This window comes from Paenibacillus sp. FSL M7-0896, assembly GCF_037975415.1.
In the GTDB taxonomy this organism is placed as follows: Bacteria; Bacillota; Bacilli; order Paenibacillales; family Paenibacillaceae; genus Paenibacillus_AQ; species Paenibacillus_AQ silagei.
In genome coordinates, this window is sequence record NZ_CP150250.1 from 5508469 (window position 1) to 5522402 (window position 13934).

The following is a 13934-nucleotide window of genomic DNA, read 5'->3' on the forward strand; positions in this document are numbered from 1 at the left end:
CCGTCAGCCTGCGAAGGTAAGCTCTACCTCATGGGCGAAGCCATCATCTACGGCCGGTACCAAGCCGTCCTCCAGTACCCGGCCGTCCAGCATCAGGCGGGTTGCCCCATCCTGCATGCGGTGGAAGCCCTCCGGCTTACGGACCTGAATCCGGTAGGAGGAGCTGCCAAGCTTCAAGGTGTAGGTAAGCTCCGTCTGCTCTTCCCGCAGCACCGGACTCAGGGCTATGCCCTGCTCCGTATATTCAATACCCAGCGCTTCCATCAGCGAGAGGGTGAGCCAGGTCGAGGTGCCGCTAAGCATCGGACCGATGTTCTCACCAGTCTCGCTGTTGTTGTATTGGGTGCAGAACCGCGGATTCCCGCAGACGGCAAACGGATCATCCATCGTCTTGAACGGCATAATCCGGTCCAGCAGCCAGTAACCCAGGCGGCAGAGCTCTGCTGCCAGATCCGGGCTGGATACTTCCTTGGCCCCCTTGAACATAGCCGCAGCAGCCATCATACAGGCATGCTTGAATACGCCGCCGTTCTCACGGTCACCCGGGAAGTATTCATCCGATGCCGTGTGCGTGGATACCCGGCCCAGCGCCACCGGCGAGACCAGCTTCATGCCGTAAGGCGTCATCAGATGCGCCTTCATGGTGTCCAGCATCACCGCGATCTGATCCTCATCCGCACAGCCCGCCAGAATGCTCCAGCTGAATGAATTCAGGAAGTACGAGCCGTCCTTCGCCGGATCGGAGGACATCCCGTCCCCGGCAGCGCCGAGATACGTGTATTCTCCGTTCGCATAGCGGTTGAACAGCACACGGGCGAAGAAATCCCCCTTCCAGGCATGCTCCTGGATGCGTTGACGCAGCTTGGCTCCGAAGCCGGTCAGCTCATCTGCATACGTCTGCTCGCCTTTGCGGGCGGCCAGGGCGGACAATTCAACGACCGCCACCTTCAGCAGGAAGGCGTTCATGACGCTCTCCGAATAATCACTCTCCAGCGAATCCCCGAAGACACCGCCGGCCTCCAGCTGCTTCCGGTAGAGTGCTTCCTTGGCCGGGCCGTTCAGGTAGGTGTCATCGAGCTTCAGACAGTCGTTCCAGTCTGCGAAGTCGAGCAGCGGCAGGCCGTGGCGTCCGATCGAGATCTGTCCGGAATAGACAATAATGGCCTTCAGGGTCTCGAATACCGGCCGTTCTGTGTCCGTGCCTGCTACCGGACAAGACTCATCGAGGAACTCCGAATCTCCGGTCAGCATGACATAACGGTAGACAGCCTGGATCAGCCATAGCGCATCATCGGACCATTTGCCCGGCTCTTTGCCGGCCCAGAAGAAATTGTGATACGCATACCCCAGCTCGAAGACCATGCTGGTCCATTCTTTCAGCAAGCTCTTGACGAGGCCGCCCCGGCCCATCCCGACGAAATAATACATCGAGGCATACATATCCTGAATTTCACGGAAGCCGATCTCCCGGTAGCCCTTCTGGGTCTGACAGAAGGAACGGGAGACAAAGCTCTGGTAGAGCACCTGAAAAGGCAGATTACGGTTCACGAACTGGTCGAAATCCGCGTCCCCGGAGGATACCTGCAGGAACCTGGAGTAATTCCGCACGAACTTCAGGGATTGTGCCAAGGCTTCTTCCGCCGAGCTGCGGCTTGTGAAGCGGGCGATCAGCGCACCTACCTCTTCCTCCAGTACCGTATCGCTCCAGGATGCACCGCTCTTGTCGGAGACAAGGCCCGTCAGCTGGTCAACTGCTGCCGTGGCTCCGGCAGCAACCTGAATCTCCCCCGCTACCGCGAAGAAGCCCGGCCCCTTGCGGTGCAGAATGCTGCTTAGCTTCAACGCGCCGGATGGGCGGTGAAGCGAGCCGGTGCCGACGAACTCATTGTAGCTGACGCAATATTCGCGGGGCAGCACGGGTCCGTCTTCCACGTGGATGATCATCGTGTGGAAGCGCAGATCATGACGCCCGCCTTCCGGGTAATAGTCAGGGCTGATTGCAGCCACGGCACCATCAGCGTCCTGCAATACGCCGCCTTGCATAATAACATTGCTATACAGCACATCCTCGAACAGAGCGCCCGGTGCTGCCGAACCGAACATGCCAGTGTACACCAGACGAAGCTGGCGGCTGCTCTCTCCATGGTTCGTAATCGTAACGCGCTGCATCTCGGTCGCCAGCGGCAGACCCTCAGCATGCGGCAGAATGAAGATGGTGCGCGTAATCTCAAGTCCGCCGGACAGGCGGTACGTGATGATGGTTACATTCTGTGAATGGCGGCAGACCGCCGATTCAATACCTTCTCCGCCCGGATCAGCGGAATAGAAGATCTGCTTCCCGTCCTCAAACAGATAGAATTGACGGTTGGCCGGGAAGCCGTTCTCCTCCTGGCGCATATCCCAGCGGGTCGCCAGCACCTGGGTAGCCGCATGGGAACGGAAGCTGCCGCCGCCAAGGCGGTCTACCACGCTCTTCGGTGTAGTCTGGAGCGGATGAGGGAACTCCAGCCGGTTGCCCAGCAGCAGATTGACCGCGAAGTGCGGACCCGGAACGGGGGAACGCAGGTCAATCACATGCTCGCCTTCAGCGTTAAGGGCACCAGCCCAGCCCGGTGCAGCCTGAAGCTGCGCCAGTGCCGCGTTTGCAGCCGCCTCCGGTATAGCTATTGCCTGTTCCTGTCTTCCGGCATGGCGGATATGCAGGGATAGCTCCGTACCTGTATCATTCACGGTGAACAGCGCCGATGCGCCAGTCTCCTTCGGCAGCAGCGCTGCCACCTCCGGGAGCTTAAGCAGCTCCTGAATGGCAGGCAGCCGAAGCGGAAGGCCCGCTACGCCAACAGCCCCGATGCACCTGGAATCCGTGAAGACGGCGCTTAGCTGGCCGCCCTCGTCTATCCGGTCTGCGAATGCCTGTCTCAGGATATCTTCAGGCGAAGCAGCCGCTGCTCTTGCGGTATTGAATTTCAGCATCATGAATGGTTCTCCTCTTTTCCTGTTTTCTATTGGATGATACTCATTCCCTGTTATGTATACTCATTGGGCCGAAGAATTGGGGAAGGTTCTGGACAAGCATGAAGAACGGTTGCCCGTTCTCCATGTAATGATTATAGAAGTGTATGCGGCCAGTCTAAATACCAAATCGTAAGCCTGAATAACAAAATCCAAAGCATGTTCAAGGTGCTTAAGGTGCAGCTGCTGTCCCGTTATTCGTGAGCACAATATCATCCACGTCCACCGTCAAATGTCCGGTGCCGCCATCCTTGATATCCCCCAGCTCGAAGGAAATGCGGCCGATGGAGGTGCTGCCCCCGGCAACATCGAATTCTACGGTATATTCCTGATATTCACTGCCCAGATCAACAATTTTGCTCGTATACCCGTGCCAGTTGTAATTGTCTGCTACATCCAGCCAGCCGATGCTGATATTCATTTTGCGTTCAGACGATGCCTTGGCCTTGAAGGTAAGTGTATAATGATTGCCTTCGTTGTAAGCGACTCCCTCATAAAAGACCTGCCGGTCCCAGGTGTTCGTGCCGGTGGAGCCCACCTTGATCTGCAGCGCTCCATCCACATTGTCAATGGCTAACTCCCCGCTGTCGGAGGAGTAGCTGCTCCAGCCCTTAAGCGGCTCTGAGAAATCTCCATTCGGAATCAGATTCTCCCCGTAAGCCTCACCGTCCAGCACCGGGCTTACCTGAAGCAAGGAGATATTGCTCAGGTTGACCGTGTGCGCTCCCAGCTCTTCGGTGATCTTGCCCAGACTGAACTGGAGCACGGCTGCAGGATCGGTTGCCGGGGCAGTGAACAGATATTCATAATGTCCCCCGGCTTCGCTGAGTCTCACTTCCTGTTCCAGATAAGGAGTCCAGTTGCCATCATCAGTCCCGTCATGCTGAACCAGCGCTTTAATATCCCGGCCTACCGAAGCATCCGCATCGAAGCGCAGCAGATATTTCTTGCCCTGCTCTACCGGGATGCCCGCTTGCTTCACCTGTGCATGCCAAGCCTCCGTTCCAGTTCCGCCGAGGCTAACCTGCAGTTCTCCATACACAGCCTTCATTACAGTGCTCTTCCCCGGGTCATTGTCATCCCAGTCCTTCTTGTATAGCGTCCAGTTGTCGGTGGAAGCGTCCTTGAAGCTGCCGTTCACCACCAGCTCGCGGGACAGATCCAGCCAGGCCAGATTGTAGCCGCTGCCGCCAAGACGGATGTAATAGCTTCCCGCAGGCAACTCCAGTGGTGCTCCCACGATCGCCCGGTAGGACTGAAGCCCTCCGGTATCGCCTACTGCCGTGCTGTAGACAGATTCCGTCACCACCTTCTGCTTGCCGGCATCCAGTACTGACAGCGTTAGCTCCGAATCCGCGCGCACACTGGATACACGGGTTACCGGAACAATGCTGCCTGCCTGTGGCAGTACCACTTTGTATTCCACATAGTCGCCCTTATCCATGTCCGTAATATCCTTGCCGCCTTCACCGCTCGGAATCAGGCCGGTTCCTGAGGCTCTCCAGAACTGGTCTCCGCGCAGATGCAGGTAGTTAGTGAGCATTGGCGGATCGGTCATCCGTACCAGACGCACATTGTCAAGCTCGGTCTGTCCCGCAGCCGCGCCCAGAAGGAACGATAACGCAGCTTCCGTGCCGGACCCGCCGGACAGCTCAATTTCTGCTGTATAGCTCTTCCACTCCGGTGTCAACGTGAAGGTGGTTCCGTCAGGATAGACCGTCTGTCCACCGCTGCTTGCGAGCTTAATGCCAAGCGGCTGCGCCTCGGCCGATCTCGCATCGAAGGCAAGCTGGTAGACGGCTGCCGCCGACACAGGAATTCCTGCCTGGGTCAGCGTCACATCCTCCGGCGATCCTCCGGCCTTCTGCACGTCCGCCCGGAATTCCCGCTTCATCATCGGCAGGGCAAGTGTATTGGTTACACTAGCCTTCGCCGCTGCTTCCGAGCCCTGCCTAACGGCAAAGCTCCAGTATCCGAGCCGCGCTTCTCCCAGATCGAAGCCTCCGTTATAGATCAGGTTGCCGTCAGCAAGCGGGGTGCGTACTACCGGCGGTGCTTCTGTCTCTACCACTCTTACATTCGCGAAGTAGGCGGAAATGTTGTTCAGACCCAGATTGAATTCAAAGCGGGCATTATTGTCCGAAGCCTTGGCCATCGTGAAGCTGTACTCATACGGCTGCCAGTCCGGTGTAAGCTGGAAATTGCGCTCCCCGGAGTACGCCGTCCATCCGCCGCCGAATTCGGTCAGCTTGCTCATCAGCGGCCGGGCTGCATCCGCTTTGGCATCGAAGGTTACCTTATAGGCTTTGCCCCGCTCCAGCAGCAGCGGCTTCTGCGCAAGCTGAATGGAATAATTCTGTTTGCCGGCCTCATGGACGGCAACCTTCACCGCCTTGCCCTTATCCTGATCATCAATAACGGAGGCTGTTCCGCTCCCGCCTTCATTCTCAATTAATTCCCAATATTCCGGCTGACCCTGGGCTGCTACAGTACCCTTGAAGTCCCCGTTGTAGATCTGATTCCCGTCTGCCAGGGCAGGACGCTGCGGGGCCGAGTGCCCCGGATCGATCGGCCGCTTGCCTGTTACATCCGGCCATTGGTCCAGGTTCTTGTACTTGTAGACCCTTACATAGTCCACATACATCTTATCCGACTTGAAGTCGGCCTTCGGATCACCCGGCCAGTCGCCGCCCACGGCCAGATTCAGAATCATATAGAACGGCCGGTCAAACGGAGCAGGATACGTATAGTAATCCGGCTGGCCTTTGGCCATCGTTCCCCAGTCTTTGGTTTCAAAATACATTTCATCGTCCACATAATACCGGATCAGGCCCGGAAGCCATTCCAGCGTGAAGTCGTGATAATCATCCGCGAAGGTCTGGCCCTCCGGCAGTACATAGGTTTTGGTCTGGGATGCGTGCGGAATGTCGTAGTGAATCGAGCCATGGACCGTTCTTGGATAGAGATCCGCCTCTGCCTTGCCGGCAACCGGTCCCGTCAATTCCATAATGTCCATCTCGCCGCTTCCCGGCCAAGGTCCATACTGCGTCTCGTCATCGGTCGGCATCATCCAGATGGCTGGCCACATGCCCTGCTGAACCGGCAGCTTGGCCCGCACGGTAAATTTGCCGTAGGTCCAGTCGCCCTTCATCTTCGAGGTCAGCTTGGCTGAAGTATAATTCTTCCCGCCGTAAGCCTGCTTCCGGGCCTCCAGCTCCAGTACGCTCTGCCCGCTCTCTGTCGTAAGCGAAGCGTTGTCCGGGTGATAATATTCCAGCTCGTTATTGTACACCGTGCCGGTATCCTGTACATTCCATTTGCCCTCATCAATGGCCTGGCCGTCGAATTCGTCATTCCACACCAGCTCCCATGGATTGTTCTGGGTTGGCGGAGTCGGGGCCGGCGTTGGGGTTGGTGTGGCAGCAGGCGCCGCTGTCGGCACCGGCGTCGCTGGTGAAGGTGTTGAGCTTGGCGCTGGTGTGACACCGCCTGCACTTCCGCCGCCCGCTTGGGCCGGGGCAGTGGTAGCCTTGGCACTTGCCTGCGCTGTAGCTCCCGTGCCGGACAAGTCCCGAAGCGTCTCGCCGGACTTGAATGCCTGGCCGTTGAGCAGCACACGATCTGCCTGGTTCTCAAGCCGGCCGATCTGCCCCCGGCTCACGATCTCTGATCCTGCAGCGCCTGCGCCGATGAGCACAGTCTCTGCGCGTGAGCCCGCTCCGATCTCCACCTTCGCCGGCTTAAGCAATTCAATGCGCGCTGCGGTGCTGCCATCCTCCAGTACCATCCTTACCAGGGTGGTAAGCTTATTCAGCTTGATCTGTCCCAGGGTAGATTGGCGGAACACCACCGAATGGTCACCGCCTCCTGAGATATGTGCCGTTCCCTGCACCTTAATGCCCGAGAACGAGACTTCCCCTTCCCCTGCTCCGGCTGTGACGTAGAGATTGCCGCTGACCGGGCCGCCTTCGAGCTGCACATTCGCCCGGTTGACAATCACATTGCCGGACACGGCTCCAAGCTTCTGGCTTCCCTCGCCTGAGCTGATCCACCCGACCATCCGGCTCAGCAGCTCGGCCAGCTCGGCCCGGGTCATCTGCGCCTTGGGATTCAGCTTGCCGTCCGCATCGCCGCGCAGGTAACCGGCGTCCAGCATCGCACTCACGGCTTCCCGGGCATAGCCGCTGACCACTGCCGCATCTGACTGTGCAGCCAGCGCACCCGGGGAGCCCGCCTCCAGCGTGAATGCCCGGCTCAGCATGGTTACAGCTTCCTGGCGGGTGACCGCCGATCCCGGCTGGAACCGGCCGTCCGCGTAGCCTTGAATAACGCCTGCGGCATTCACGCGGCTTACATCCTTGCCATACCAGGAAGAAGCGCTTACATCACTGAATACAGTGCTGCCCGAATCCGAATAACGGAACACGCGGCTGATGATGGCGGCCATCTCTGCCCGTGAGACCGCTTGTCCCGGTCTGAACTGTCCTGCCTCGTCCCCTTGCAGAATTCCTGCGGCTGACAGCCTGTTCACTGCAGCCGACGCCCAGTGCTGCTTCATATCGGTGAACCCTGCCGCCCGGGCTGCATCTGCCTGTCCTGTACTTGCAGACAGCCTGTCTGCGTCTTTCCCGTTATCTGCCTGCGCTATTCCTGTAGTTCCCGGAAGCTGAATTCCTGACAGCAGCAATCCGGCAATCAGAAGCTTCGATATTCCTTTGCGGTACATCTGAACATTCCCCCTCGTGTAGAACCTTGTTGAATTCTGGCCCCGTGCCAGTCGATTTCAGTATAGGGTCCGTGTCCCGGAGACGACATACCAATTCCTTAGCCCTTATAACAAAGATGCAACTTTGTCCGGAGCTCCCTGTAAACGCCGCTCGCGCCAGTCCAATGTAATCGGTTTTTCGATTACATCCAGCCCGCACGACCTCACTTGGCGAAATGTAATCGGTTTTTCGATTACATCCAGCCCGCACGACCTCACTTGGCGAAATGTAATCGGTTTTTCGATTACATTCAGCCCGCACGACCTCACTTGGCGAAATGTAATCGGTTTTTCGATTACATCCAGCTCGCACGACCTCACTTGGCGAAATGTAATCGGTTTTTCGATTACATTTCGCCCGCACACCCCACACCTGCCCTTTGTAGTCGGTTTTCTACATACATCCGGCCCACACATCCGTTCGCCCGCTCAGTATGTTCTTTTTTTCACATAAATTCAACTTCGCCTCCTTATTCACACCGTTTCAGCGAGAAATAGAAGGATAGTTTATAGCGTAAAACATATAAATTCTTATATTTCAAAAAAGCCCAAATACCAGGCGGCTTCAAGAGCCGCCCGGTATTTGGGCACGGCGAATCTATGTAACTGTTAGCCGGTTATGAATCAGGCAATGCTCAAGAGGAGGCGTGGATTTGCGGGAAATCCTGTGCAACCTCTTCACCCGAGAACAGATCGTCAAGCGAGCTGAGCGTGCCATCCTCTTCAACCTGATACACCGACATTTTCTCGCCGTTGACCGTTAGTTCGATGAAACAGCCCCAGCAATAGAACTGGTGGGAGCCGATCTTGCCGATATCCTTGGAGTTGCAGTTTGGACACTTCATATAATACATTCCACCTATCCGTTAACAATATTAATGGCATTTTGGAGCCGTTCTTCACTCATCGCGGGAACCAGTACAGAATCCTCTCCGATAGTCATCTCTTCAGAACAAGGCAGCCATTTGCGGCCTTCGATCAAATCAGTTACAAGCCCGTCACTGATTTCCAGCGCTACTATTGTGTTTCCCAACTTTTGGTCAAAATAAACATCCGATATTCGCCCAAGCACCGTTCCCGATGCTGTAAGCACCTGCCTGTCCTTCAATTTGTTCTTTCCCAAGAGGAAAGTGTAGGATATATGGTCAGCGTCAACCTTAACAATCGACTCTTTATTGCGGATCATGACAGCATCTTCGCCATAAGCGGCAATATTATCCCATGCCACAACTTTCACAAGCCTTCCAAAAAAAGATTTACTTTCCAGTTCAATACCCGTAATATTCCAGTTTGAATCCAGTCCAATGTCGATTATTTCACCGACTTCCGTACCTTCTTCAACTTCATATACAGTGAGGCCAATCATATCTTGAAGCTTCATGGTATCCAAAGTCCCCTCACCTTAAGTATTGCATACGGGTCCCATGGGCCAAAGACCTCCCGAACGTCTGCCAGACTGCACGAAAACCTAGTCTTTTGTACGCAGCCGGTTCAAAACGGTTCCAACTTTCTGGGCCACAACCTGCATTTCTTCATTAGTATTACCCAAACCTGTACTAAAGCGAATCGCAGAGTTCAAAAGTTCTTCCGGAAGCTTCATCGCCTGCAGAACATGCGAGATTTCCAGAGATCCTGATGTACAGGCTGAGCCGCTGGCTGCCGCAATCCGTTCCATGTCCAGGTTCATCAGCAGCACATCTGTCTTGGCCCCGGGGAAGCTGATATTCAGAATTCCAGGCACCGTATGCTGTTCATTTCCGTTGACGACATATCTCTCTGCTCCGACCTGCTTGTCCAGCTCTTTCAGCAGTGTTCTGCGGAGCTCCAGAGCCTGCTCATGATGACCCGGCAGCCCTTGTACAACCAGTTCAACGGCTCTGGCGAACCCGGCGGTATGAGCCAGACTCTCCGTGCCCGCCCGCCGGCCGCGCTCCTGAAGTCCGCCATGCTGTCTTGGCATTAGCGGCGCCCCCCGCCGGACGTACAAGCCTCCAATCCCCTGAGGACCTCCGATCTTGTGGGCCGAGAAGCTCATATAGTCTACCGGCAGATCGCGGAGCACCAGGGGCAGCGTTCCCAGAGCTTGTACAGCATCTACATGCACAAGCACACCCCGTTCGGCCGCTAATCTGCCAATCTCTTCTATAGGCTGTACAGTTCCCACTTCATTATTCACATACATTATGCTAATCAGTACTGTATCCTCGCGCAGAGCCGATTCTACATCCTCCAAAGAGACACGGCCGGTAGAATCGACAGGAAGATAGGTGACCTCGAAGCCCTGCCCTTCCAGTTCCGCGCAGGTATGCAGCACTGCATGATGCTCAACCGCTGTAGTAATGATATGTCTACCCTTGGAAGCAGAAGCATAGGCCGCCCCGAACAGGGCGAGATTATCGCTCTCCGTGCCTCCGCTTGTGAACACCCACTCCTCAGGGGAACAGCCCAAAAAGCCCGCGATTCTATCGCGCGCCCCATTTATAATTCTCTTGGCAGACCGTCCGAACTGGTGCACACTGGACGCATTGCCGTACTCGTTCAACAGCATATGATACATAACCGCTGCCACCTCCGGATGAACCGGTGTTGAGGCGGCGTGGTCCAAATAGATGGGTTTCATAACGAAATTCTCCACTTCTTGAAATTCAGGATTTTCTTAAAATATAAGAATTTATTTGTTTCACACGATAATTTATCCTTCTATTTCTCGCTGAAACGGTACCGTCCTTGAAAGGACGGCAATGCCGTTTCCACTTACAGGACTACTAGATTATACTGCTGAACTGCCTGTTTTACCACCTGTTAATAAACACAATATTGTAACATTTGTCCATGGTTGGCGCTCCCGATCAGCCCTCTAATTCCGGCAACCGCGCGGCAAGCTGCTCCTCGGAGATCACTTCAATACCATGCAGCCGCAAGAGGGCTGTGGTCACCCCTTCTCCGGGGATTTTCCCGCCCGCAAATTCTCCGTTATAGATCCTTGAGCTGCCGCAGGAAGGGCTGTTCTCCTTAAGGACAACAAGCGTGGCAGCTAAGCTGCGTGCCTGCTCCAGCGCGGCATGCGCGCCTTCTATATACATTGCGGTTACATCATTCCCTGTTCTGTCAACCACCCGGGCCTGCCCCTCCAGCACATCTCTGCCGCTGCCGCCTATAATCTCTGCCGGTTCTCTCGGGGTAGAGAAGCCGCCCAGCAGCTCGGGGCATACTGCAACCGCCTGCCGGCTGTCCAGCAATTGCCGGATGCCCTGCTCCAGACAATCGGTTCCATTATATCTGACCTTCATTCCTGCCAGGCAGGAGCTTACGATAATCATGTGCTGCCGTCCCCCTTCGCAATCTTCAGTCTCATCTTATATAATTCTAATATAATGCTAAGACAAGCTGTTCGGTCTGTAAACCGTTAACTACCCAGGGAGGCATAGATAAAATGTGCGGAAGATATACGATTACGGTAACGCTGGAGGAGCTGATCGCCAAGTATTTCATCCGGGAGCATCCGCTCATCCAATATGCGCCAAGGTATAACGCGGCTCCGATGCAGCATATTGCTGCGGTTATTCATGACGGCACACAGAATAAGCTCGGAGAACTCCGCTGGGGGCTGCTCCCTTCCTGGTCCAAGGAGGACAAGAACGCTGCCAAGCTAATCAATGCACGCAGTGAGACGCTGCTGGAGAAGGCTTCATTCAAAGGGCTGGTGGCCTCCCGCCGCTGTGTAATTCCCGCAGACGGCTTCTATGACTGGAAGACCCTGGAAGGCGGCAAGCAGCCGATGCGGATCACGATGCGGGACGGTAAGCTGTTCTCCATGGCTGCACTGTATGATATCTGGACCAGTCCGGACGGCGGCAGAATCTCCACCTGCACGATCATCACCACCGCTCCGAACACTCTCATGAAAGACATCCATGACCGGATGCCGGTCATTCTGGATGCAGACGGGGAAGCGCAGTGGCTGGAGCGCAGCAACCGGAATATTCCCGGCCTGATGAAGCTGCTGCGGCCTTACGATGCGGAACAGATGATGGCTTATCCCGTCTCCCCAGCCGTAGGCAATGCTCGGAGTGACTACCCGGAGCTGATCCGCAGAGCCGGGCCGGAGCCGGTGCAGGGCACCCTATTTTGACTGCTGCCTGGTGAAATATCTGCTGTTTGAAACCTCCGGTCCCAGGGTATTAACTAAAGCTCATACCTCATAATATCCATCCACAATACGTATCCCAGGAGGAATTTCATATGGCTCCCAGCAGACAAGCAGTGTCCTTAAGCGCATCCGGCGCCTCCATCGAGCTGGAATGTCTCTATCATTCAACGCAGGGGCGATGGGCGTATGCCTATAACAAGGACACCTACCACTTAAGAATCCGCAGCAAAAAAAACAATGTAGACCGGGTATTTGCCCTGATCGGCGATAAATACGACTGGGAGCAGCATCATCAGGAGCTGAGCATGCGCAAGGTGGCTACCGACAGCTTCTTCGATTACTGGGAAGCAGAAATCTTCCCTGAGTTCAAACGCTTCTCCTACGGCTTCCGGCTGGAAACCGATCAGGAAACCGTATGGATGCTAGAATCCGGCTTCTTTACAGACGGACTGCCCGAGCCTGCCGGAGGCTACTACGAAATGCCTTACCTTCATGAGGCCGACCTGCTCCAGGTTCCCGAATGGGCGAAATCTGCGGTCTTCTATCAGATTATGCCGGACCGGTTCGCTAACGGAGATCGGGCGAATGACCCCGAAGGGACGCTCGAATGGGGGGCACCGCCCACCCACGACAGCTATTTTGGCGGAGACTTGCAGGGGATGATTGACCATCTGGATTATATTGCCGAGCTTGGCGTAACGGCGCTGTATCTGACCCCGATCTTCAAGGCTCCCAGCAACCATAAATATGACACCGTTGACTACGGAACGATTGACGCCAGCTTCGGGGATCTTGATAAGCTCAAGCAACTGGTTGATCTCGCCCATTCCAAAGGGCTTAAGGTGGTCCTCGATGCCGTCTTCAATCATACCAGCTCCGAGTTCGCACCGTTCAAGGATGTGCTGGAGCATGGAGCGGATTCCAAATACGCAGGCTGGTTCCATGTCCATGATTATCCCGTTCAGGTGCTGGACGGCAAGGCCAACTATGATACCTTCGGCTTCTTCAGCGGAATGCCCAAGCTCAACACTGCCCATCCGGAAGCCAGAGATTATCTGCTGGATATCACCAAATTCTGGCTCAAGGAGGTACACATCGACGGCTGGCGGCTGGATGTAGCCAATGAGGTGGACCATGTATTCTGGCGGGATTTCCGCAAGGCGGTCAAAGAAATTAACCCGGAAGCGTTCATCATCGGCGAGGTGTGGAGCGACTCCCTCAGCTGGCTGCAGGGCGACCAGTTCGATTCGGTAATGAACTATCCCTTCTCTGACCGGCTGCTGAAGTTCTTCGGGACCGACGAGGAGGTTGATCCCGGAACCTTCGCTGCTCAAATCTACGGGCTGCTCATGCGTTATCCCCGGCAGGCGAATGAGGTGCTGTTCAATCTTCTGGCAAGCCATGATACCCCGAGAGTGCTCACCCGGCTGGGCGGAGACAAGGGGCGGCTGAAGCTGGCCATCACCTTCCTGTTCACATTCACCGGTACGCCGTGTATTTTCTATGGAGATGAGATCGGGATTACCGGCGGAGACGACCCGGACTGCCGCAAATGTATGATCTGGGAAGAGGACCGGCAGGACCGTGAGCTGCTGCGCTTTTATCAGAGCCTCATTGCCCTGCGCAAAGAGCACGAGGTGCTGCGCACCGGCCAGTTCCGCTTCCTGCGGAGTGATCCGGGCAGCCGGGCCCTAGTGTATGAACGCTGGAATGAGCACACCCGCTTCACAGTCTGGATGAATAATTCCGCTGAACCGCTGACGCTTACGCAATCCCTGGGTGAGGGCACTTGGCAGGATGCCTTGAGCGGCGAGCCTGTGGAGCAGGATGGGGAGAAAATCCGCATGACGCTGGAGCCGCTAGGATACCGCATACTGTATAGTGGACAAGCTGGCGGCGAAGCCTGATTACCTGCGCACCACCACAATGTATGCTGTTTTTGGCATACATTCGGGCCATGCGCCTGCGCACCACCACAATGTATGCTGTTTTTGGCATACATTCGAG

9 protein-coding genes are annotated in these 13934 nt (G+C 55.8%); 2 read left to right on the forward strand and 7 right to left on the reverse strand.

The features are described 5' to 3' along the window. Window positions 1-3 precede the first annotated feature (3 nt). The 7 genes from MKY12_RS23710 to MKY12_RS23740 all read right to left on the reverse strand — a co-directional run bounded on the left by MKY12_RS23710 (window position 4) and on the right by MKY12_RS23740 (window position 11097). Complete coding sequence (locus MKY12_RS23710) at window positions 4-2976, reverse strand: hypothetical protein (protein ID WP_339311162.1); 2973 nt, start codon at window positions 2974-2976, stop codon at window positions 4-6. A 208-nt stretch (window positions 2977-3184) separates the two neighbouring features. Continuing rightward, the gene (locus MKY12_RS23715; protein ID WP_339311163.1) at window positions 3185-7738 is read right to left on the reverse strand and encodes a carbohydrate binding domain-containing protein; all 4554 of its coding nucleotides are present in this window, start codon (window positions 7736-7738) and stop codon (window positions 3185-3187) included. A gap of 105 nt (window positions 7739-7843) precedes the next feature. After that, a complete protein-coding gene (locus MKY12_RS23720) occupies window positions 7844-8098 on the reverse strand; it encodes a hypothetical protein (protein WP_339311164.1) in 255 nt (84 codons plus the stop codon). Between the two features lie 314 nt (window positions 8099-8412). Then, window positions 8413-8622, reverse strand: coding sequence for a hypothetical protein (locus MKY12_RS23725; protein ID WP_036690502.1), 210 nt, complete (start codon window positions 8620-8622; stop codon window positions 8413-8415). Window positions 8623-8636: 14 nt separating this feature from the next. Further along, window positions 8637-9158 carry a PRC-barrel domain-containing protein gene (locus MKY12_RS23730; RefSeq protein WP_036732295.1) on the reverse strand — a complete coding sequence of 174 codons (522 nt, stop codon included), beginning with the start codon at window positions 9156-9158 and terminating at the stop codon, window positions 8637-8639. Between the two features lie 87 nt (window positions 9159-9245). Then, window positions 9246-10397, reverse strand: a complete 1152-nt coding sequence (locus MKY12_RS23735; protein WP_339311166.1) for a cysteine desulfurase family protein — start codon at window positions 10395-10397, stop codon at window positions 9246-9248. Between the two features lie 229 nt (window positions 10398-10626). Then, window positions 10627-11097, reverse strand: coding sequence for a DUF523 domain-containing protein (locus MKY12_RS23740; RefSeq protein ID WP_036732298.1), 471 nt, complete (start codon window positions 11095-11097; stop codon window positions 10627-10629). Window positions 11098-11210: 113 nt separating this feature from the next. On the opposite strand from MKY12_RS23740, the gene MKY12_RS23745 reads away from it, so the two are divergent. Continuing rightward, a complete protein-coding gene (locus MKY12_RS23745) occupies window positions 11211-11909 on the forward strand; it encodes an SOS response-associated peptidase (protein WP_339311168.1) in 699 nt (232 codons plus the stop codon). A gap of 110 nt (window positions 11910-12019) precedes the next feature. Then, window positions 12020-13834: an alpha-glycosidase gene (locus tag MKY12_RS23750; protein ID WP_339311170.1), complete on the forward strand. Its 1815-nt coding sequence runs from the start codon at window positions 12020-12022 to the stop codon at window positions 13832-13834. Window positions 13835-13934 lie beyond the last annotated feature (100 nt).